18 protein-coding genes are annotated in these 20,149 nt (G+C 62.7%); 1 reads left to right on the top strand and 17 read right to left on the bottom strand.

The window, feature by feature from the left end; all coding sequences use genetic code 11:
• Positions 1–23 precede the first annotated feature (23 nt).
• The gene (locus NH14_RS17310) at positions 24–959 is read right to left on the bottom strand and encodes a LysR family transcriptional regulator (protein ID WP_035525651.1); all 936 of its coding nucleotides are present in this window, start codon (positions 957–959) and stop codon (positions 24–26) included.
• Positions 960–1,321: 362 nt separating this feature from the next.
• Here NH14_RS17310 and NH14_RS17305 point away from each other — a divergent pair, with 362 nt between their 5' ends.
• Positions 1,322–2,578, top strand: coding sequence for a cation:proton antiporter (locus NH14_RS17305; RefSeq protein ID WP_052147960.1), 1,257 nt, complete (start codon positions 1,322–1,324; stop codon positions 2,576–2,578).
• A gap of 78 nt (positions 2,579–2,656) precedes the next feature.
• Here NH14_RS17305 and NH14_RS17300 read toward each other — a convergent pair whose 3' ends face one another.
• The 16 genes from NH14_RS17300 to ugpB all read right to left on the bottom strand — a co-directional run bounded on the left by NH14_RS17300 (position 2,657) and on the right by ugpB (position 19,919).
• Positions 2,657–3,529 (bottom strand): LysR substrate-binding domain-containing protein, encoded by an 873-nt coding sequence (locus NH14_RS17300; protein WP_035525194.1) that lies wholly within the window; start codon positions 3,527–3,529, stop codon positions 2,657–2,659.
• 57 nt (positions 3,530–3,586) lie between these two features.
• Positions 3,587–4,312, bottom strand: a complete 726-nt coding sequence (locus NH14_RS17295; protein ID WP_035525197.1) for an amino acid ABC transporter ATP-binding protein — start codon at positions 4,310–4,312, stop codon at positions 3,587–3,589.
• A 54-nt stretch (positions 4,313–4,366) separates the two neighbouring features.
• Positions 4,367–5,023 carry an amino acid ABC transporter permease gene (locus tag NH14_RS17290; protein ID WP_035525200.1) on the bottom strand — a complete coding sequence of 219 codons (657 nt, stop codon included), beginning with the start codon at positions 5,021–5,023 and terminating at the stop codon, positions 4,367–4,369.
• A complete protein-coding gene (locus tag NH14_RS17285; protein ID WP_035525203.1) occupies positions 5,023–5,781 on the bottom strand; it encodes an amino acid ABC transporter permease in 759 nt (252 codons plus the stop codon). The genes NH14_RS17290 and NH14_RS17285 overlap by 1 nt, the downstream gene beginning before the upstream one ends.
• Positions 5,782–5,823: 42 nt before the next feature.
• Positions 5,824–6,648, bottom strand: a complete 825-nt coding sequence (locus tag NH14_RS17280) for a transporter substrate-binding domain-containing protein (protein ID WP_035525205.1) — start codon at positions 6,646–6,648, stop codon at positions 5,824–5,826.
• A gap of 39 nt (positions 6,649–6,687) precedes the next feature.
• Positions 6,688–7,770, bottom strand: a complete 1,083-nt coding sequence (locus NH14_RS17275) for an ABC transporter ATP-binding protein (RefSeq protein ID WP_035525208.1) — start codon at positions 7,768–7,770, stop codon at positions 6,688–6,690.
• 39 nt (positions 7,771–7,809) lie between these two features.
• Positions 7,810–8,652 (bottom strand): ABC transporter permease, encoded by an 843-nt coding sequence (locus tag NH14_RS17270; protein WP_035525210.1) that lies wholly within the window; start codon positions 8,650–8,652, stop codon positions 7,810–7,812.
• The gene (locus NH14_RS17265; protein ID WP_035525213.1) at positions 8,649–9,572 is read right to left on the bottom strand and encodes an ABC transporter permease; all 924 of its coding nucleotides are present in this window, start codon (positions 9,570–9,572) and stop codon (positions 8,649–8,651) included. The genes NH14_RS17270 and NH14_RS17265 overlap by 4 nt, the downstream gene beginning before the upstream one ends.
• 5 nt (positions 9,573–9,577) lie before the next feature.
• Entirely contained in the window at positions 9,578–10,675 is a 1,098-nt protein-coding gene (locus NH14_RS17260; protein ID WP_035525216.1) for an ABC transporter substrate-binding protein, read from the bottom strand.
• Between the two features lie 162 nt (positions 10,676–10,837).
• Positions 10,838–12,313 (bottom strand): aldehyde dehydrogenase family protein, encoded by a 1,476-nt coding sequence (locus NH14_RS17255; RefSeq protein WP_052147961.1) that lies wholly within the window; start codon positions 12,311–12,313, stop codon positions 10,838–10,840.
• On the bottom strand, positions 12,310–14,004 hold the full coding sequence (locus tag NH14_RS17250; protein ID WP_084225318.1) for a 5-guanidino-2-oxopentanoate decarboxylase: 1,695 nt from the start codon (positions 14,002–14,004) through the stop codon (positions 12,310–12,312). The genes NH14_RS17255 and NH14_RS17250 overlap by 4 nt, the downstream gene beginning before the upstream one ends.
• A 435-nt stretch (positions 14,005–14,439) precedes the next feature.
• The gene (locus NH14_RS17245) at positions 14,440–15,468 is read right to left on the bottom strand and encodes an alpha/beta fold hydrolase (protein WP_035525219.1); all 1,029 of its coding nucleotides are present in this window, start codon (positions 15,466–15,468) and stop codon (positions 14,440–14,442) included.
• A 229-nt stretch (positions 15,469–15,697) separates the two neighbouring features.
• Positions 15,698–16,801 (bottom strand): sn-glycerol-3-phosphate import ATP-binding protein UgpC, encoded by a 1,104-nt coding sequence (locus NH14_RS17240; protein ID WP_035525222.1) that lies wholly within the window; start codon positions 16,799–16,801, stop codon positions 15,698–15,700.
• 91 nt (positions 16,802–16,892) lie between these two features.
• Positions 16,893–17,738, bottom strand: coding sequence for a sn-glycerol-3-phosphate ABC transporter permease UgpE (gene ugpE / locus NH14_RS17235; RefSeq protein ID WP_035525225.1), 846 nt, complete (start codon positions 17,736–17,738; stop codon positions 16,893–16,895).
• Entirely contained in the window at positions 17,735–18,619 is an 885-nt protein-coding gene (ugpA, locus tag NH14_RS17230) for a sn-glycerol-3-phosphate ABC transporter permease UgpA (RefSeq protein ID WP_035525228.1), read from the bottom strand. Before ugpA ends, ugpE begins: the two co-directional genes overlap by 4 nt.
• 16 nt (positions 18,620–18,635) lie before the next feature.
• Positions 18,636–19,919 (bottom strand): sn-glycerol-3-phosphate ABC transporter substrate-binding protein UgpB, encoded by a 1,284-nt coding sequence (gene ugpB, locus NH14_RS17225; protein WP_407947158.1) that lies wholly within the window; start codon positions 19,917–19,919, stop codon positions 18,636–18,638.
• Between the last annotated feature and the right edge of the window lie 230 nt (positions 19,920–20,149).

Here is a 20,149-nt window from a genome sequence, read left to right as displayed (position 1 = left end):
AACGGGGTCCGCTCCGAGCCGCCTTAAGCGGACGGCTCCTGCCAATAGCCCTCGCGCGCGTAGAGCCCCGCGAAGAAGTCAAGAAACGCGCGCACCTTCGGCGAGACGGTTTTCCGGGGCGGATAAACGCCCCACACGCCGGGCGTCGCGGTGGAGGTGCGCGCCTCCCAGCCGGGCAGCAGGCGCACGAGCTTGCCCTCGCGCAGCGCCCCTCCCGCGGCCCATTCGGGCAGCAGCGCGACGCCCATGCCGGCTAGCGCGAGCGAGAGCACGGCTTCCGTGTCGTCCACGCGCAAGCGCCCGCCGAGCTTCACCGTGACTTCGCCCGAACTGCTGCGGCCCGAGGGGCTCACGATCACCCACTTGTCCTCGGCGGTCAGCGGAAAGCGGATGGCCTCGTGCGAGGCGAGTTCAGCCGGCGTGGCCGGATGCCCGCGCCGCGACAGGTACTCGGGGCTCGCGCAGACGATGCGCCGGTGCGTGGCGAGTTGCTTCGCCATCAGTTGCGAGTCGGGAAGCACGCCGATGCGCACGGCCACGTCGATGCCGGCCTCGATGATGTTCACGATTTCGTCGGTCAGGATCGCATCGACGCTGATCTTGGGATAACGCGCCATGAACTCGGGCAAATGGCGGATCACGTGCCTGCGCCCGAACGAAGTCGGCATGGTGACGCGCAGCACGCCCTGCGGCGCGCTATTGAGCGACGAAGCGGCCTCGCGCGCCTCGTCGAGGCTTTGCATCACGCGCAGCGCGCGCTCGCGGAAGACGCGTCCGCCCTCGGTCAGCGTGAGGCCGCGCGTCGAGCGATTGAACAGCGAGACGCCAAGATCGGCTTCGAGTTCGGAAATGTAGCGCGAGACCGTGGACGTTTTCACCTCGATCCGCTCGGCCGCCTTGCTGAAGCTGCCCAACTCCGCGGACTGAAGAAATGCCCGAATCGCCAAAAAATAATCGATTACCACCTTGCCGCGCCTCCGCCCTGTTCCTGGCTGTTCCCGCCGTGTTCCCGCCGTGTTCTTTCGACCCGGAGACTAGCCCCGCGCCGTTGATGCGCATTTTACCCGGCGAAGGCCCGTGCCATTGGCGGTGCCGTTGATGCCGGGATTCGGCCGCCATCCATATTTCAGCAAAATATGAAAACTACTGAAATCGGCGCTGGGCCACCGAGCCCGCCCGCGCCGAGAGGGCGCAAGTACTGATGTGAATCAAGCGATGCTCGGGCGACCTGCGCGTGAATGGTGCATGGCGCCACCGTGTTCGCACACGAGGCCCGCATCCCGTCGACAACGACGCGGCCCACGCACGCAGGAGCCGATCGATGGCCATCATCTCTGCATTCATAGCAACTGTCTTTCTGTACAGTCTGTTATCCCGGCGTCTCGAGCGAACGGTCCTCACGGCCCCGATCGTATTTGCCGTTGCTGGCGCGCTCATGCACTTCTCTCGTGAAGCGCTTTACGAGCTCACGATCGACCGCCACGATCTGCTCATGATGGCCGAACTGGGCCTCGTAATGACCTTGTTCACCGACGCTTCGCGGGTTCGTCTTTCGATGCTCAAGGGCGAGGCCAATCTGCCTTCGCGCCTGCTCAGCGTGGGCATGCTGCTCACCATCGCGCTAGGCATGCTTTGCGCCAAGCTCGTCTTTCCGGCGCTGAGCTGGCCGGAGACGGGCATCCTCGCATCGATCCTCGCGCCGACCGATGCAGGCCTCGGTCAGATCATCGTGAACAGTCCGCAGGTTCCCGCGCGAATCCGCCAGGCTTTGAACGTGGAAGCGGGACTCAACGACGGACTCTCCGTGCCATTCCTCATGTTTTTCATCGTGGTGGCCGAGGCGAGCGAAATGGGTCGAAGCGGCACGGTCCTCGCGCGCTTCATGCTCGAGCAGTTGGGTTACGGCGCGTTGATCGGTCTTGGCATCGGGCTCGCCGGCGGCTGGCTGCTCAGTCTCGCGCAGCGCAGGCGCTGGATGGCCGATGCAGCCGCGCAGCTGGGCGTGGTCACCCTGCCCTTCGCATGCGTGGTCGCGGCGGAGAGCACCGGCGCCAGCATGTTCATCGCAGCCTTCGTCGCAGGGCTCGCAACGCAGGTAGCGTTCCGCGAAGTCGGCAAGCATAGCGTCGAATTCACCGAAGAGTGGGGGCAACTATTCAACTACTTCGTCTTTTTCCTGTTCGCCCTGATGGTTACCGGCGTCGTGCCCAAGTTCGGTTTCGCGATCGTGGGCTACGGCGTGCTTAGCCTGACGTTGATTCGCATGGTGCCGGTGGCCATCGCACTGAAAGGCACCCATCTGAGCCGGTCGACCACTTTGTTCATGGGCTGGTTCGGCCCGCGAGGGCTCGCGTCCATCGTTCTCGGGCTCGTCTATCTGGAAGGCGAAACGGGCTTGCCCGGCGAGCCGACGATCAGGCTCACGGTCATGGCCACGGTGCTTCTCAGCATCGTTGCTCACGGGCTCTCGGCGCTTCCATCGATTAGCCGGTATGCGAAATCGGTCGCCACCCTCGGCGATTACGCGCCGGAACACGCAGGCGCCGAAGCAGACCGGGTGAGCGGCAACGGCGAATAACACGGAACACGTCGCTCGCGAACCGTTTTTCGCCATCGGCGAGTCGTTCGTTGACATCGCATGGGGCGTCCAATGCGGCTATTCCCGATGCTTTGCAATCCACTCGCTGAAAATCTTCACGTTCGGCTGCTGCGCGGCGGACTCGGGATAGACGAAATAGTAGCGCGCGCCTGTTTCTATCGCGGCATCGAATGGCAGGACGAGGCGCTTCGTGCTCACATCCTCGCTGACCAGCGTCCGGTCGCCGAGTGCCACGCCAAAGCCCTGCATGGCCGCATTCGTGGCCAGATCGAGCGTTTCGAACTCCGGCCCGGCGTCGGGGCTCACATCGCGCGCGCCGACATGATCGAGCCAGAGCTTCCAGTCGCGATGATCGCGGGTCGGGTGCAGCAGCGTGTGCTGCGCAAGATCTCCCGCGCTCCCGAGCGGCTTGTCTTTCATCAGCGCCGGTGAGCACACGGGTGTCAGCCGTTCCTCGAACAAGGGAACCGCGCAGACTTCGGCGCCGGGCGAGAACCCATAGACGATTGCCGCATCGAATGGCTCGACCAGAAAGTCGACGTCGTGCTGCCAGGTTGTCGTGATCTGCACCTGAAGGTCTGGGTGGTCGACCTGAAAGCGCATGACTCGCGGCAGCATCCAGCGCATGACGCAGGTCGGCACCTTCAGCGCCAGCCCCGTACGCTGCCGGGTCAGGCGCTGCGAAACCTCCTCGATGCGCGCAAAGCTTTCCTTGACGGTGGGCAGCAACCGCTCCCCCTCCGACGTCAGGGTGAGCCCCTTTACGTGGCGGATAAAAAGCGGAAACCCGAAATATTCCTCCAGCGCGAGAATCTGGCGGCTCACCGCCCCTTGCGTGATGCACAGGTTGTCCGCCGCACGCGTAAAACTGCGGCAACGAGCAACCACCTCGAAAATCTGGAGCGCGTTGAGCGGCGGGAGTCGTCGCATGAGAAAGATAGCGGGTGTGACTTGAGGTGATACAAAAACGTTTCGCAAATAAAACGGTCAATGCAGGATCTTCGACAGAAAATCCTTTGCCCGTTCCGATTTCGGATTGGCGAAGAACGCTTCCTTCTGATCGTCCTCGACAATATGGCCGTGGTCCATGAAGATCACCCGATGGGCGACCTTCTTCGCGAAGCCCATCTCGTGCGTAACGCACATCATGGTCATGCCTTCCTGAGCCAGTTCGACCATCACGTCGAGCACCTCGTTGATCATTTCCGGATCGAGCGCCGATGTGGGCTCGTCGAACAACATGGCAACCGGGTCCATCGATAACGCACGCGCAATCGCAACCCGCTGCTGCTGCCCGCCACTCAGTTGCGCGGGATACTTGTCCGCGTGCGCGCGCAGCCCGACACGATGAAGCAGCCGCAAGGCCTTGTCAGTGGCTTCGTCCTTTCGGCGGCCAAGGACTATCGTCTGTGCGAGCGTCAGGTTATCGGCGATCGACATGTGCGGAAAAAGTTCGAAGTGCTGAAAAACCATCCCGACTTTCGAGCGCAGCCTGGGCAGATTCGTTCGCTTGTCGCCGACCGATTCGCCATTGATCGTGATGTCGCCGTTCTGGAACGGCTCGAGTCCATTGACGGTCTTGATCAGCGTCGATTTGCCGGAGCCGGACGGCCCGCAGACGACCACGACTTCGCCCTTCTTCACTTCGGTCGTGCAATCGGTCAGCACCTGAAACTGCCCATACCACTTGGATACATTGCTGATGGAAATCATGTTGAGACCTGCTTCTGAAAATAGGGAACCGAATCAAGCGCCACGCCAGCCGCTTCAGCGGTGCCGGGCGCGCTGATACCGCTGTTCGAGCACACGCGCATACCAGGTGAGCGGAAAGCACATCGCGAAGTAGATCAGCGCCACCATGGCGTAGATCGGGAACGGCCGGAATGCAGCGTTCGTGATCATCGTGCCGGTCTTGGTCAGCTCGGTGAGACCGACGATCGAGGTCAGCGCCGTGCTCTTTACAACCTGCACGAGAAAGCCGACCGTGGGCGGCACGGCGATCTTCCACGCCTGCGGCCAGATCACGTAGCGCAACTGCTGGGTCCAGGTCATGCCGAGACTCGCGGCTGCGCCCCACTGCCCGCGCGGCACGGCCTCGACGCAGCCCCGCCAGATATCGACCAGATAAGCGCTGGTGTACAGCGTGAGCGTCACAGTCGCGGCAAGCCACGGCGACACGTCGATGCCCAGCAGCGGCAAGCCGAAAAAGCCGAGGAACAGTTGCATCAGGAGCGGCGTGCCCTGAAACAGCTCCACATACAAGACCACGACGCGCCGCAGCCACGATACCGGCGATACGCGCATGGCAAGCAGTACGAACCCTGCTACGCCACCCCCGATAAAGGCGATCAGCGAGAGCACGACCGTCCAGCGCGCAGCGAGCAACAGGTTGCGCGCGATATCCCACAGCGAAAATTCGACCATTACGAACGCTCCGTCTGAATGCCGGACACCGCGGCGGCACGGGCCGAAAACCATGCGCGCAGTCCGTTGCGCGATGCGCTGGCGGTGCCCCGCGCCGAGCGTCCCGCGAAAAGTCCTTTGCACAGCCGGTTGATCACGAGGCGCAGCACGATCGACAGCAGCAGATAGATCGCGGTGGCGATGATGTAGCTTTCGAACGACCGGAAGTTGCGCGACTGGATGAAATTGGCAGCGTACGTGAGATCGGGCACCGAGATTTGCGAAACCACGGCCGAGCCCAGCATCACGATCAGGACCTGGCCGAGCAGCGCCGGAAAAACGTTCGCGAGCGCCTGCGGCAACACGATGTGGCGAAATACCTGGCGGCCCTGCAAGCCAAGCGCCATCGCCGCCTGAAGCTGACCGCGCGGAATCGAGTCGATCCCCGCCCTGACGATTTCGAGCGCATAGGCGCCCAGATTGACGGTCATCGCCAGAACGGCAGCCTGCATCTCGTCGATATGCACGCCGAGGCTCGGCAAACCGAAGAACACAAAGAATAGCTGCACCAGAAACGGCGTATTGCGGATCAATTCAACATACGCCGCCACGAGCGCCCGCGCGCCCTTGCCTCCCGCAACGGCAACCATCGCGCCGACAATGCCGACGATGCCGCCCAGCACCGTCGAAATTGCCGTGAGGACGAGCGTCACCGCGACACCGTGCGCGAGCATGCCCACGTACGGGACGAAGTCGCTGAAATCAAACGTGTAAGTCATCGTGACGCCACCCGTTTTTCCGTTAAAGAAAAGCTGCGCTAATCAAAGATCGGCCGGCAGCGGCGCACGCAGCCACTTCTGGGAGATGGCGTTCATCGTGCCGTCCTTCTTCGCCGCCGCAATGGCGTCGTCGACCTTCGCCTTCAGGCGCGCCTCGTTCTTGTTCAGGCCGACGTGGTCCGGCGAGCTGAAAAGCGAGAACTTCTGCTCCGGATTGTTGGCCGGATGGCGTGCCATGATCGTTGCGCCAACATCGTTTCCCACCACCAGCAACTGTGCCTGACCGGACAGGAATGCAGAGATCGCGCCGTTCGGGTCGTCGAAGCGCTTGATGGTCGCCGAGGGCGGCGCGACCTTGCTGACGCTCAGGTCCTCGAGCGTGCCGCGCGCCACCGCAACCGTCTTGCCGGCAAGGTCGTTCGCGTTCTTCACTGCGAGCGACTTTGGCCCGAACACCGCGAGGTAGTACGGCGCATACGGCTGCGAGAAGTCGATCACTTTCGCGCGTTCCGGCGTCTGGCCGACCGAGAGCAGCATGTCCGTCTTGTGGTCCGCGAGGTAGGCCATGCGGTTGTCACCCGTGACCTGAACCAGTTCGACCTTCGCGTTGAGCGTCTTGCCGATCAGATTCGCGACTTCGATGTCGTAGCCTTGCGGCTTCATATCGGGGCCGATCGAGCCGAACGGCGGATAGTCTTCGAACACGCCAATGCGCACCACGCCCGACTTCTGGATGGTGTCCAGCGCGTCCGCATGCGCAAGTGGTGCGAATGCGCAAAGGCCTGCCATGCCAGCGAAGGCAACGGAAGCCGTCACGCGCGCAAAAACGCGCTTCAGGGGATGATAGGTCTGGGTCGCGGTGCTCATGGGGTGTCTCCTGGTACGGCTTTGTGGTGGTAAAAGAATTCAATGTGTCGTGCGCGGTGTCGTGCGCGCCGCAATGAGCTTGCACGCGTGGGCCGGCAATTCGGCCAGCACCGGCATGCCTACCCGAACGTCGGGCGTCTCGCGCGGCGTCGTGGCTGCCGTGAGCGTGAAGCCATCGCATTCGATCGTGGCCTCGATCGACGCCCCAACGTCCCTAACGAATGTCACCTTGCCATGCAAGGCGTTCTGACCTGGCTTCGTGCTCGCAGGCCTGACACACACGTCCTCGGGACGGATCAGCAGCCGGATGTCGTCTGGGGCATCCGCCACGCGCGCGGGAACGTTCATGACGATCGATTGCCCGCCGGGCAGCCCGATCGTCCCGTCATTGAAGGTAATAGGCAGAATGTTTCCCAGTCCTATGAAATCCGCGACGAACTCGTTGACTGGATCGCGATAGATATCGAGCGGTTTGCCGACCTGTGCGATGCGGCCTTTTTCCATCACGACGATCTCGTCGGCCATCGTCATCGCCTCGCGTTGATCGTGTGTGACCATGATCGTCGTGATACCGAGGCGTTGCTGCAGCAAGCGAATTTCGACCTGCATGGCTTCGCGCAGCTTCGCGTCGAGTGCGGAAAGCGGCTCGTCGAGGAGCAGCAGCTTCGGCGAAGACGCGATCGCGCGTGCGATCGCAACGCGCTGCCGCTGCCCGCCGCTCAGTTGCGTAACTTTGCGCTCGGCCATATGCGGCAACTGGATCATCTCGAGCAGTTCGGTGACGCGCTTCGCCTGCGCGCTGCGTTCGACGCGGCGCAGCCGCAGCGGATAGGCGATATTCTCCGCGACCGTCATGTGCGGAAACAGCGCGAGCGACTGGAACACCATGCCAAAGTCGCGGCGGTTGGCCGGCACCTGCGTCAGATCGCGGCCGGCGAACGTCACGCTGCCCGATGTGGGCGTCTCGAGACCTGCAATGATCCGCATCAGCGTGGTCTTGCCGCAACCGGAGGGCCCGAGAAAGCAGACGAGTTTCCCGTCCGGCACGCTCAGGTCGACGTGGTCGACCGCGTACGTGGCGTTGAAGCGCTTGGTGATGGACTGAAGTGTCAGATGGGTCATGAGAGATCCTTGTGCTGTCGAACGCTGTGTCGGCGGCAATTACAGTGCAACACCTTCATCGCCGACCAGCCTTTCGAGCAGCCAGATCAGCGCGAAGTCGATCAGCACGATGAACGCCGCGAACGAGAACACGGTGGGGTCGAGCGACGACACCGTCCGGCTATAGAGCCAGACCGGCAAGGTCATGGTGTCGATGCTGTACAGGAAGAACGTTACGGTGAACTCATTGAACGAGATGATGAACGCGAACAGCATGCCGGCGAGAATGCCTGGCCGCATCAACGGCAGCACGACATCGACCAACGCACGGCGCGGACTCGCGCCCATCAGGCAGGCTGCTTCCTCGAACTCGGGGCCGATCGACGCCACGGAAGCTGCACAGTTCTTCACTGTGAACGGCAGCGCCAGAATCACATGCGCGACGATGAGTCGTACCATGCCGAGCTCCACGGGCAGCACGTTGAATACCAGCAGCAGCGACAGGCCCAGCATCACGAGCGGATAAACGAGCGGCAGCGCAACGAGCTGTTCGACCACGGCCTTGCCCCGGAAGCGGTAGCGCGACAACGCGTAAGCGGCTGGAGCCGACACGGCCGTGGCAATCACCATCGTCGATATCGCGACGACGAGGCTCGTCGTGAGCGCAGTGCCCATCGAAAGCGTGTCGCTGGCATCCGGCGACACGAACGTCTGCCACGCAGCGCGATACCAGTGCAGGCCGAAACTTTGCGGCGGGAATTCGAGCGTGTCCGAATTGCCGAACGACATGGTGATCATGGTCAGAATCGGCAGCGCGGCGATGAACAGCACGATGGTCGCGAGCAGACCCGTCGCGCGGCTCAGGCGGCCCGGCATGGCCGATGGAAGGCGCAGGGTACTCATGGGCGGGACTCCCCGTTGTGTTTTACGCGGCGCACCAGCCGCTGTGAAAGCGCCATCACGGCAAGCGTCGCGACCATCAGCACGACGCCGGATGAAGACGCGGCGGGCCAGTTGAGCAGCGGCGCCACCTGGTCGTGCACCAGCACAGCCAGCATCGGCACGCGCCGGCCACCCAGCAGCAGCGGTACGGCAAATGCGCTCGCGTTGTACGCGAAAACCAGCAGCGCGCCCGACACCAGCCCCGGCATCGCGAGCGGCAACATCACGTGGCGCAGCGTCTGCCAACGGGTTGCGCCGAGCGTCGCCGCCGCTTCTTCATAGGAGCGCGACACTGCGCGCATCGCGCTCGATATCGGCAGGACGGCGAGCGGAAAGGCGGTCTGAATCAGGCCGAGCAGCACCCCGTTCTCGCGATAGAGCCATTGCAGCGGGCGCTGGATCAGGCCGCTGCCCAGCAGAGCGTGATTGAACAGCCCCGCCGGCCCAAGAATCACCAGCCAGCCGTAGCCCTGCAGCAGCAGGTTGACCAGCAGCGGCAAGAGCACGCCTGCGAGCAGCAGCCGGCGCGCGAGCCTCGATTCGGTGCGCGCCATCGCGAGCGCAACAGGAATCGCAAGCAGCACCGCGCAGATCATGCTCTGGAACGCAAGACGCAGCGTCAGCCACAGCGAGTGAAGAAAATACGTATCGAGGAGATCCGCATAGTTCTGGAGCGTGAGCGCACGCCACTCGTTGCCCGAGACGCCGAAGCTCATGCGCAGCACCGCGAGCGACGCCGCCACGAGCACGGCGAGAAAAGCCAGGATGGGCGCGAGGAGCAACAGCGGTGGCACACGCGGCAACGCAGGCGTATCGTTGCGGCCCGCGGCATCGGCTATGCCTGCTGCGGGCTTCTCCCGGCGAAAAGAAAGGGCTGCCATGACCGTCAGGAAGAGAAGATCTCGGTATAGCGCTTGATCCACGCGGCCTGCACGACTGCGAGCGACTTGTCGTCGTGCAGTACGGCCTTTTCCGCGATCTGCTGCGGCGATGGCACGAATGCGCGGCTCTCGGCGGGAATGATCGCTTTCGAGTTCACCGGGCCGTTCAATACGTCGGCGGCCATGCGGCCTTGCACGCCGGCATCGAGCGTATGGTTGATGAACGCGTGGATCAGGTCGATATCGCCGGGATGCGCTTTCGGAATCACCGAGAACATCAGCTGCGTGGCGAAGCCTTCCTTCATGCCGTACGTGACGCCCATCTTGTACTCGGGCTTCCTGATCTGGGCAGGAAAGAAGGCCGGCGAATAGATGCCGCCGATATCGAGAGAACCTGTTCGGAAGAGATCGGCCACCTGATTCGGATTCTCGCCGAGCGTCATCACGCGTTCTTTCAGGATTGCCAATTTCTTGAAACCTGGCTCGATATTCTGTTGCGAACCGCCATTCAACTTCGCGGCGATGATCGCGAGATCGACCGCTTCGGCCCACTCTGGCGGCGGCAGGAACAGACGCCCCGCATACTTCGGATCCCACAGCGCTTCGTATGAAGAAGGCGCCGTCTTCACGGTCGACGTGTTGTAGATCAGGCCGTCCGACCACAGGAGATAACCGATTCCAAATCCGTTCGCGCCAGTGCGATACTGCGGCGCCAAGTCCTTGAGATTTGGCAGCTTGTCCAGATCGGGCTTCGCGAGAAGGCCTGCATCGCCGAGACCTGCCGCACCAACGCCCGCGAGCGTGATTACGTCGTAGGTCGGACGCTCGCCGGCGGCCTTCACCTTTGCCACCATTCCCGACGTGCCGTCCGCGCGGTCGGCGATAACCTGCGCGCCGGTCTTCTGGCTAAACGTATTGGCAATGTTGCGCAGCGCCGCCGCGCCAGTATCGTCGGACCACGTGAGCAGCCGCAGCGTCTTGCCCGCGAAGCTGCGTTGCTGGGCCTTTGCAGTGCTAACGAACGGCATCGGCAATGCCGATGCAGCCAGAGCCGTGCCAATGGTCTTGATTGCCTGCCTCCTGCCCGGCTTGAAGCTTTCCATGGTCTTCTCCTGTGTGTGGTCTATCGATTCGGGTCAATCGGGAACGCCTGTCGACCGGTTCAAAAGTGAATACACTGTATTGGGTTCAATTTCTGCCAACAAACGAAATCTCCGCATGCGGCCCATGACATGAACTCATGGCGTGGGGTTTTCCCGCATCGTTCAGATGTTTCGCGCTGCGCTCAATACCTGTTTGATTTCCTGGAACGCGGCAAGCCCGAATGGCCCCAGTTCGCGGCCGATACTGCTGCGCTTGTAGCCGCCCCACGACGTCTGCGGAAAGATCGCTTGGGGCGCATTGATCCAGACAACGCCCGCTTCCAGCGCCCGCGCAACGCGTTGCGCGCGAGCGGTGTCGCCCGTCACGACCGTTGCAACGAGCCCATACTCGGTATCGTTTGCAACGCCAATCGCCTCATCCTCGGTGTCGAACGCGCGCACGCAGAGCACGGGGCCGAAGATTTCCTCTCGCCACACCGCGCTATGCGCAGGGACATCGACGAAGATCGTCGGCTTGACGAAATATCCTGGACCGGCTGGTACTTCGCCTTCGATCACCTGCGCGGCGTCGGCCTTGCCCTGGGCGATGTAGCGCTGCACGCGCTCGTACTGGGCGCGGTTCGTCAGCGGCCCCATTTGCACGCCAGGCACGAACGGATCGCCAACGGCTAGCTGCCGCGCGCGTTCGGCAAGGCGTGCAATGAGCGCCCGCGCGATGGGGCGTTCGACCAGCACGCGCGAAGTCGCCGAGCACATCTGTCCCGCGTTGAAAAACCCGCCGCCCATCACCAGCTCGACAGCGAAGTCCAGATCCGCATCGGCGAACACGACGATGGACGACTTGCCGCCCAGTTCGAGACTCACGCCCTTGATCGTGGCGGCCGCGGATTTCATCACCTGCTCGCCGACTGCGGTGCTGCCGGTAAACGACACCTTCGCGATCAGCGGATGAGCGGCGAGCGGAGCGCCCACGTCGGCGCCTGTTCCGGTGACGACATTGAAAACGCCGCGCGGCACACCCGCTTCGGCCACGATCGCGGCGAGTTCCAGCTCTGGCAGCGGCGTGACCTCCGACGGTTTCAGAACCACCGTGCACCCTGCCGCGAGCGCCGGCGCAAGCTTCCATGCGGTGGTGACCATCGGGAAGTTCCACGGCACGATCAGGCCTGCCACGCCGGCCGGCTCCCGCCGGATCATCGCGCGATACTCATCGGTGGGCAGCGCCACGGCCGATTCGCCGGTTTCGTCGAGTTGCTCCGCCAGTTGTGCGTAGTAATCGAATGTGGCCGCGACGTCGCTCACGTCGATCAGCGCTTCGGCCAGGGGCTTGCCGTTATTGAGCGACTGGAGTGTTGCTAGACGATCGCGGCGCGTTTCCACACCGCGAGCAATCGCGCGCAACCATGCCGCCCGTTCGGCGCCAGTGGTTTTCTTCCAGGTGCGGAACGCTTCCGCTGCCGCTTTCACGGCAACGTCTACGTCCGCCGCGCTCGCGGCGTCGACCTCGGCGATGAGCGCTTCCGTCGACGGGTTGATGACCGGAAGACGCCGCCCGCCTTCGCCGCTGCACCAGACGCCGTCGATATAAAGCTGTGTGCGCAGCACGCCGTCAACCTGAGAGGAGTGCATCTTCGTCATGCCGGCACCTGTGCAAACCAGTCGGCTTCGAAGATTTCGATCACGGTCGGGACGTCGCGCAAATTCGCCTGCTGCAACTCTGTCGCGAGCGATTCCCGCGTATTGACGCGTCGCGCTTCGCATCCAAAACCGGCCGCGAGCTTCTGGAAATCCGGCGTGTAGATGTCGACGCCGACCGGCGTGATGTCGCGCGACGTCATGTATTTGCGGATCTCGCCATAACCATGGTTGTTCCACAGCAGCACGATCACCGGGACTCTTGCCTCGACCGCGCTCGCAAGTTCCGGCAGCGTGAACTGAATGCCGCCGTCGCCGATCAGGCAGACAACGGGCCGATCGCGCGCGGCGAGCTTTGCGCCCACCGCAGCCGGCAAGCCATAGCCCAGCGTGCCGTAACCTGTAGATGAATTGAACCAGGAGCGCGGCGCCGGAGCATCGTGCACGAAGTTGCCCGAGTAAACCGGGCTCGTCGAGTCGCCGGCGATGATCACGCCGGGCAGCGCGCTGGCGATGGTGTCGATCAGGTGCTTCTGCGACCGTGTAGGCGCGTCGTACGATGCCAGCACGGCGCGCCGCACTTCCGCGACGCGATCCGCACCCCAGTTGGGCTGAGGTGCGGGAACGGGCAGTTCATGCAGCCGCTTCGACAGGCTGCCCAATGCCTGCTGCGCATCGCCGGCAATCGCGACGTCCGCACGGAAGTTGCGCATCAGCTGCTGCGCGTCGATGTCGATGCGGATCAGTTGCCCCTCGATACCAAAACCCCGGTCGAAGACGACGTCATAATCGGTCTCGCCAAGCTCCGTGCCGACCGCGAGCACGACATCGGCCTCGCGCACCATCGCGCGCGTCGGCGGCAATGACTGTGTTGAGCCGATCAGGAGCGGATGACCGCATGGCAACAGTCCTTTTGCGTTGACAGTAAGCGCGACCGGCGCCTGCAGGCGTTCGGCGAGTTCGCGCAATTCCACCGCCGCACGCACCGCCCCGCCGCCTGCGAGAATGAGCGGCCGGCGCGCGGTGGCGAGCAGATCCGCAGCAACGGCGAGCGCGTCCGCGCTGGCCGCCGGCTTAGCCGGCGATACGGAAGGCGCCTTGTTCATGCCACCCGCCGGCGCGACGATCACGTCAAGCGGAATCTCGATGTGCACGGGCCGCGGGCGGGCGCTTTCGAATACGGCAAAGGCCCGGGCCAGCACTCCTGGCAATTCGTCCGCGTCGAGCAGCGTATGCGAAAACGCCGTGAGACCGGCGAAGACATCGCGCTGCGACGGCAATTCGTGCAGACGCCCCTCGCCGCAGCCCAGTTCGCGTCGCGCGTTGACGCTCGAGATCACCAGCATCGGAATCGAATCCGCATAGGCCTGCGCCATTGCCGTCGCAATGTTGGTCATGCCGGGGCCAGTGATGATGAAACACACCCCGGGTCTGCCTGTGACACGGGCATAGCCATCCGCCATGAATCCCGCCCCTTGTTCGTGGCGCGGGGTGACGTGCCCGATCGAGGAGGCGGCCAGCCCCCGGTAGAGCTCGACCGTATGCACGCCCGGAATGCCGAACACGTACTCGACGCCGTAGCTCTCGAGCAAGGACACGAGCGCCTCGCCGCAGGTTGGAATCTGCGTGGCGGGCTGCGTGGTTTTCGTGGCTGGAGCGATGTGGAAGCAGACAGCGGTGTCGGGATGGTTCATGGAGGATCACGTTCCTGGTTGTTTCGAATGCCCTGCTGCGCTGCCGTAAATGCACGGCCGCATTTGGTGAATTCATTCTCGATGTTGGTGAAGAGCCAAACAATCGATATGTTTTCATGCGACCCATGACTTGCTCTCATGACTCGCTGCGGATGCCGGCAGCCGCATTGCTGGATGCTTCGCCGGGATTGCCGCCACCGGCGCCTGGGCGCCTTTTGCATCTGACCCGAAACACGGCGCCGAACCGGTGGATAAAACCGGCAAGGTGGTTTACAAACGCGCTGGAGAGGGACGTTACGACTAGACCGGGCAGACCATTCGCAGTCTGCTGGGAGTTGATGGCAAGCGCGGATGATTCGTCATGCAGAAAGAAAAAAGCACCGTTGACGGTGCCTTTTGTTTTACGTCGCTACGAATAATCTCGGCGGCCCCGCATCACAAATGCGTCACCTGCAAGATGGCTTCGGCGAACGCCTTGGGCGCCTCCTGCGGCAAGTCATGGCCAATGCCGCCGGCAACATCGCGGTGCACATACTTGCCCGTAAACTTCTTCGCATAAGCGGCGGGCTGCGGATGCGGCGCGCCGTTGGCATCGCCTTCCAGGGTAATCGTGGGCACCGAAATCGTCGGCGCGGTGGCCAGCTTCTGCTCGATGCTGTCGTATTTCGATTCGCCCTGTGCAAGGCCGAGACGCCACCGATAATTGTGAATCACGACGGCCACGTGATCCGGATTCTCGAACGCCGCGGCTGAGCGCGCGTAGGTCGCATCGTCGAAATTCCATTTGGGCGACGCCAGTTTCCAGATCAGCTTGTTGAATGCTTCACGGTTTTCCGCGTAACCCTGTGCGCCGCGCTCGGTCGCGAAGTAATACTGATACCACCACTGAAATTCCGCTTCCGGCGGCAGCGGCTTCTTGTTTGCCGCCTGGCTGCCGATCAGGTAGCCGCTCACCGAAACCAGCCCCTTGACCCGTTCGGGCCACAGCGCGGCGATGATGTTGGCCGTGCGCGCCCCCCAGTCGTAGCCGCCAAGCACGGCCTGATCGATCTTCAAGGCATCCATCAGCGCAACGATGTCGACGGCGGTCGCGGCCTGCTGCCCGTTGCGTGGTGTATCCGCCGAGAGAAAGCGCGTCGATCCGTAGCCGCGCAGATACGGCACGATCACGCGATAGCCTGCTCCCGCGAGCAGCGGCGCGACCTCGGCATAGCTATGGATATCGTATGGCCAGCCGTGCAACAGCAGCACCGGAGTGCCGTTAGCCGGCCCCGCCTGCGCGTAGCCCACGTTGAGCACGCCAGCATCGATCTGCTGGATCGGCCCGAATGACGCGCCGCTACCCGTGCGCGCACCCGACGACTGCGCGCGCGCAATGCTGCTCAAACCGAGTTCCGCGAGGCTGACGCTGGCCAGCGCGGTGCCAAGAAGGCGGCGACGGCGGACATTGACGGGATCTGTCATGACTCACTTCTCCTTTTGGGTGGTGATAGAGGGCTACAACGGATTTATAGCCGAGTCATTTGAATGCGTTGTATGCCAATGTATCTGCGTTACCGCTGTACATACAACGAATCAATTACGCCATTTTTAAAGCATGCTGGATTTTATAAATGCGTCGCAGAGGGACGCTCCGACGAAACCGGGCAGACGATGATTTCCGCCGTGGAAGACGGCGCATTCAAGCTGCTTGTCACACGCGCAATCCGGTCTTCGAGTCGAAGAAGTGCAAATACTGCGGCAGCAATGCGACATTGACCCGTTCGCCCGGCTGCGGCCGATGCGCCGCTGGCAGACGCCACACGATTTCCTGATTGCCGAATCGACCGTGCGCGAGGTTGTCGGCGCCCAGCAGCTCGCACGTTTCAACGTCCACGGCGATCGACGGCAGGCCGGCGGCAGGCGTCATGTGCTCGGCGCGTACGCCCAGCGTGTATTCGCCTCCGGGCACGAGCTTCGCGCGCACGGATGCGTCCAGCTGCAACGCGCCTCCATCGGCGCCAATCGGCAGGCGCGGTCCGTTTCCCGCCACTTCGAAGCAACCCAGGTCGTTCGAAAGACGCCCTTTCAGCAGATTCATCGCGGGCGCGCCCATGAAGCCCGCGACGAATTCGCTCGCCGGCGCCTCGTACACTTCACTCGGCACGCCGATCTGCTCGATGTGCCCGCCGTTCATCACCACGATCCGCTGCCCGAGTGTCATTGCCTCGACCTGATCGTGCGTCACGTACAGGCTCGTAGTCTTCAGCCGCTGATGCAGCCGTTGAATCTCGAAACGCATCTGTACGCGCAGCTTCGCGTCGAGGTTCGAGAGCGGCTCGTCGAACAGGAACACCGACGGCTCGCGCACAATCGCCCGCCCCATTGCGACCCGCTGCCGCTGGCCACCGGAAAGGTCACGAGGCCGCCGGTCGAGCAGCTTGTCCAACTCGAGAATCTTCGCGGCGTTTGCAACGCGCGGCTCGATCAGCGCGCGTTCGATACCGCGGATCTTGAGTCCATACGCCATGTTCTGCGCGACACTCATGTGCGGATAGAGCGCGTAATTCTGAAACACCATGGCGATGTCGCGGTCCTTGGGCTCCAGCGTGTTGACGACGCGCTCGCCAATCGAGATCGTGCCGCCAGTCAGGCTCTCAAGCCCGGCGACCATCCGCAGCAGGGTGGACTTGCCGCAACCCGAAGGCCCGACGAGCACCACGAACTCCCCGTCGGCCACATCGAGGCTGACCGAGTGCAGCACCGTATGCTTGCCGTCATAGCTCTTGCGCACGCCGTCGAGTTTCAGGGCCGCCATGCGTCGCCCTCCCGCGTCGATCGAACCACTCGAACCACTCGAACAACCCGAACGCCTGCTGCGAATCCGCTCATGCCCCTCCCTCTTGCACTCATTTTTCTGAATCGACGAGCCCGCGCACGAACCAGCGCTGCATCGTCAGCACGACAACGAGCGGAGGCAGCATCGCGAGCAGCGTTGCTGACATCACGCGATGCCATTCGGTTGCGGCGTCCCCGCTTGCGATCATGCTCTTGATGCCGACGACCGCCGTCGTCATCGACTGCGAATTCGTAATCAGGATGGGCCACAAATACTGGTTCCATCCGTAAATGAAGGTGATGACGAAAAGCGCCGCGATATTCGTCTTCGAGAGCGGCAGCAGCACGTCCCAGAAGAAGCGCATCGGACCTGCGCCGTCGATACGCGCCGCCTCGACCAGTTCGTCGGGCAACGTGAGAAAGAACTGGCGAAACAGGAACGTCGCCGTGGCCGATGCGGTCAGCGGCAGCGTGAGGCCCGCGTAGCCGTTGAACATGTGCAGCGTCGACACGACCTGAACGGTCGGAAAAATCCGCACCTCGACCGGCAGCATGAGCGTCGAAAAGATCACCCAAAACGACACCGCGCGCAACGGAAACCGGAAAAACACGATCGCATACGCGGATATGATCGACACGGTGATCTTGCCAACCGAAATCACGAGCGCCATCACGAGGCTGTTGGCGAGCATCCGGCCAAACGGCGCGGCGGCATTGCCGCTGCCGGACGTCCACACCGAGACGATGTTCTCGACCAGATGCGTGCTCGGCACAAGACGCAGCGGCACGGAGAAGACTTCCGCCTCGTTCATCGTCGCCGCGCAAAAAGCCACGTACACCGGAAACGCAATGACCGCAACGCCGGCGATCAGCATTGCGTGGCAGAACAGATCGAATCCGCGCCGGTTCTCGATCATGAATACTTCACCTTGCGTTCGACGAAGCGGAATTGCACCACCGTCAGCCCGATGACGATCAGCATCATAACCACTGACTGTGCGCCCGAGCTGCCGATATCGAGTCCCTGAAAACCCTCGGTAAAAATCTTGTAGACGAGCGTTTTGGTGGCCTGCCCCGGGCCGCCGCCCGTCGCGGCGTCGATTACCGGAAGCGTGTCGAAGAACGCGTACACCAGATTGACGACCAGCAGAAAGAAGCTGATAGGCGACAACAACGGCAGCGCAATACCGAAGAAGCGCCGCACAGGTCCCGCGCCGTCGATCGCAGCCGCCTCGATCAACGAGCGGGGAATGGCCTGCAGGCCCGCATAGAAGAACAGAAAGTTATAGCTGACCTGTTTCCAGACCGATGCCATCACGACGAGCGCCATCGCCTGGCCGCCGTTGAGCGCGTGATTCCACGTAATGCCTGCTTTTGCAAGCACGAACGTGACGATGCCGATGCTCGGATTGAACAGGAATCCCCATAAAACCGCGGCAATCGCGGGTGCGACCGCATAAGGCCAGATCAGCAGTGTCCGGTAGACGAGCTTGCCGCGCGTGATGCGATCGGCCATCGCCGCGAGAAACAGCGACACCACGAGCCCGATCGCGGTGACGAGCGCACTGAAAACCAGCGTCGTGCGAAACGAAGCGAGGTATAGCGGGTCTGCAAACAGCCCTTTGAAGTTCGCGAGCCCAACGAATACCGTGGAAATGCCGAACGCATCCTGAGACGAAGTGGACTGCCAGAGCGCGACGCCCGCGGGCCACAGGAAAAACACGATCGTAATCGCGAGTTGTGGCGCAATCAGCAGCCAGGGCAGCCACCCCGCCCCGAAATTCGTCCGGCGTTCCATGTATCGAGGTTCCCGCTTACTGGGTTGCCGACTTCTCGAAGCGGCGCAGCAAATCGTTGCCGCGCGAGTTCGCGCTGTCGAGCGCTTCCTGCGGCGTCTTCTTGCCTGCCCAGACCTGCTCCAGTTCCTCGTCGACGACCGTGCGGATCTGCGGCATGTAGCCAAGACGCAGGCCGCGCGTGTACGGCAGCGGCGGCTTGTTCAGCATCTGCCTGGTCGCCGTATCGGCGCCGGGATTCTTCTCGTAGAAGCCCTGCTGGCGCGTGAGGTCGTAGGCCGCCTTCGTGACCGGCAGATAGCCCGTGTCCTGATGCCACTTCGCAGCGACGGGCGCCGACGTCAGGTAGGCCAGAAACTGCGCGACGCCCTTGTAGGTATCGGCATTCTTGCCGCCCAGCACCCACAGGCTTGCGCCGCCGATGATCGCGTTCTGGGGCGCGCCCTTCACGCTCGGGTCGTACGGCATCATGCCGGTGCCGTACTTGAACTTCGCGTACTGCCGGACATTCGCGAGCGCGCCCGACGAGCCCATCATGATGCCGCAGTCGCCGCTATAGAACTTGGCGGTGGCTTCGTCCTTGCGGCCCACGTAGGTGAACGTGCCCTGCTTCGCCATGTTCTGCAGGAAGGCGATGTGCGCGACCTGCAGCGGTTTGTTGATTTCGAGTTCGGCGTCGGTTCCGTCGAAACCGTTGTTGCGCGTTGCGATTGGCGCAGCGTGCCATGTGCTGTAGTTCTCGATCTGGATCCAGCCCTGCCAGCCGGTCGTGAAGCCACAGGCCATGCCCGACGCCTTGAGCTTCGCGGCATCGTCGGCGAGTTCGGCCCAGGTCTTCGGCGGTACGTCCGGATTCAGGCCGGCCTTCTTGAATGCGTCCTTGTTGTAGTAGAGCACCGGCGTCGAGCTGTTGAACGGCATCGACACCAGATGGCCCGTCTTCGCGTCGCTGTAGTAGCTCGCGATGGTCGGCACGAACGCCTTCTCGTCGAACGCTACACCGGCCTTCGTCATCACGTCGTACACCGGCACGACTGCCTTCTTCGCGCTCATCATCGTGGCGGTGCCCACTTCGTACACCTGCAGGATCGCCGGCGCGTCGCCGCTCCGATATGCAGCAATGCCCGCTGCCATTGTCTGGTCGTAGGTGCCCTTGAAGACCGGCACGATCTTGTACTGGCTTTGCGACGCATTGAACTGCTGTGCGATCTCGTTCACACGCTCGCCAAGCTGGCTTTCCATCGCATGCCAAAACTGGATTTCGGTTGCCGCATGAGCGCTCTGCATTAGCCCGGCGAGCATCAGCGCCGCTGACGCTGCTCGCAAACCAACGCCGAACCGGTCATTGCGCTGTTGGGTGGTTTTCATCAGAGTCCTTTTATCCGTTGAGGCTTTATTGAAAAATGACGCGACGCACAACGTAATTCCCCCTGGCGCTCAACGAGCGTTCCGGAGTTCCGGGTACTTCGTTGGCACTTCAAGCACAGGTGTTGCCCCGATCCCACGCATTCGGATAAGTGAACGCGCAGCCT

Source organism: Paraburkholderia sacchari, from assembly GCF_000785435.2.
GTDB classification, from domain to species: domain Bacteria; phylum Pseudomonadota; class Gammaproteobacteria; order Burkholderiales; family Burkholderiaceae; genus Paraburkholderia; species Paraburkholderia sacchari.
The sequence above is the reverse complement of the archived record's forward strand: the minus strand, read 5'-3'. Positions and strand labels throughout refer to the sequence as shown.

Excerpts from the sequence above, each read along its gene's own strand:
- NH14_RS17255 (WP_052147961.1), bottom strand. The coding sequence starts at position 12,313 with ATGACGAAGATGCACTCCTCTCAGGTTGACGGCGTGCTGCGCACACAG.
- NH14_RS17290 (WP_035525200.1), bottom strand. The coding sequence starts at position 5,023 with ATGGTCGAATTTTCGCTGTGGGATATCGCGCGCAACCTGTTGCTCGCT.
- NH14_RS17270 (WP_035525210.1), bottom strand. The coding sequence starts at position 8,652 with ATGAGTACCCTGCGCCTTCCATCGGCCATGCCGGGCCGCCTGAGCCGC.
- NH14_RS17275 (WP_035525208.1), bottom strand. The coding sequence starts at position 7,770 with ATGACCCATCTGACACTTCAGTCCATCACCAAGCGCTTCAACGCCACG.
- NH14_RS17305 (WP_052147960.1), top strand. The coding sequence starts at position 1,322 with ATGGCCATCATCTCTGCATTCATAGCAACTGTCTTTCTGTACAGTCTG.
- NH14_RS17250 (WP_084225318.1), bottom strand. The coding sequence starts at position 14,004 with ATGAACCATCCCGACACCGCTGTCTGCTTCCACATCGCTCCAGCCACG.
- NH14_RS17285 (WP_035525203.1), bottom strand. The coding sequence starts at position 5,781 with ATGACTTACACGTTTGATTTCAGCGACTTCGTCCCGTACGTGGGCATG.
- NH14_RS17245 (WP_035525219.1), bottom strand. The coding sequence starts at position 15,468 with ATGACAGATCCCGTCAATGTCCGCCGTCGCCGCCTTCTTGGCACCGCG.
- ugpB (WP_407947158.1), bottom strand. The coding sequence starts at position 19,919 with ATGCTCGCCGGGCTAATGCAGAGCGCTCATGCGGCAACCGAAATCCAG.
- NH14_RS17280 (WP_035525205.1), bottom strand. The coding sequence starts at position 6,648 with ATGAGCACCGCGACCCAGACCTATCATCCCCTGAAGCGCGTTTTTGCG.
- NH14_RS17265 (WP_035525213.1), bottom strand. The coding sequence starts at position 9,572 with ATGGCAGCCCTTTCTTTTCGCCGGGAGAAGCCCGCAGCAGGCATAGCC.
- NH14_RS17295 (WP_035525197.1), bottom strand. The coding sequence starts at position 4,312 with ATGATTTCCATCAGCAATGTATCCAAGTGGTATGGGCAGTTTCAGGTG.
- NH14_RS17300 (WP_035525194.1), bottom strand. The coding sequence starts at position 3,529 with ATGCGACGACTCCCGCCGCTCAACGCGCTCCAGATTTTCGAGGTGGTT.
- NH14_RS17260 (WP_035525216.1), bottom strand. The coding sequence starts at position 10,675 with ATGGAAAGCTTCAAGCCGGGCAGGAGGCAGGCAATCAAGACCATTGGC.
- ugpA (WP_035525228.1), bottom strand. The coding sequence starts at position 18,619 with ATGGAACGCCGGACGAATTTCGGGGCGGGGTGGCTGCCCTGGCTGCTG.
- NH14_RS17240 (WP_035525222.1), bottom strand. The coding sequence starts at position 16,801 with ATGGCGGCCCTGAAACTCGACGGCGTGCGCAAGAGCTATGACGGCAAG.
- ugpE (WP_035525225.1), bottom strand. The coding sequence starts at position 17,738 with ATGATCGAGAACCGGCGCGGATTCGATCTGTTCTGCCACGCAATGCTG.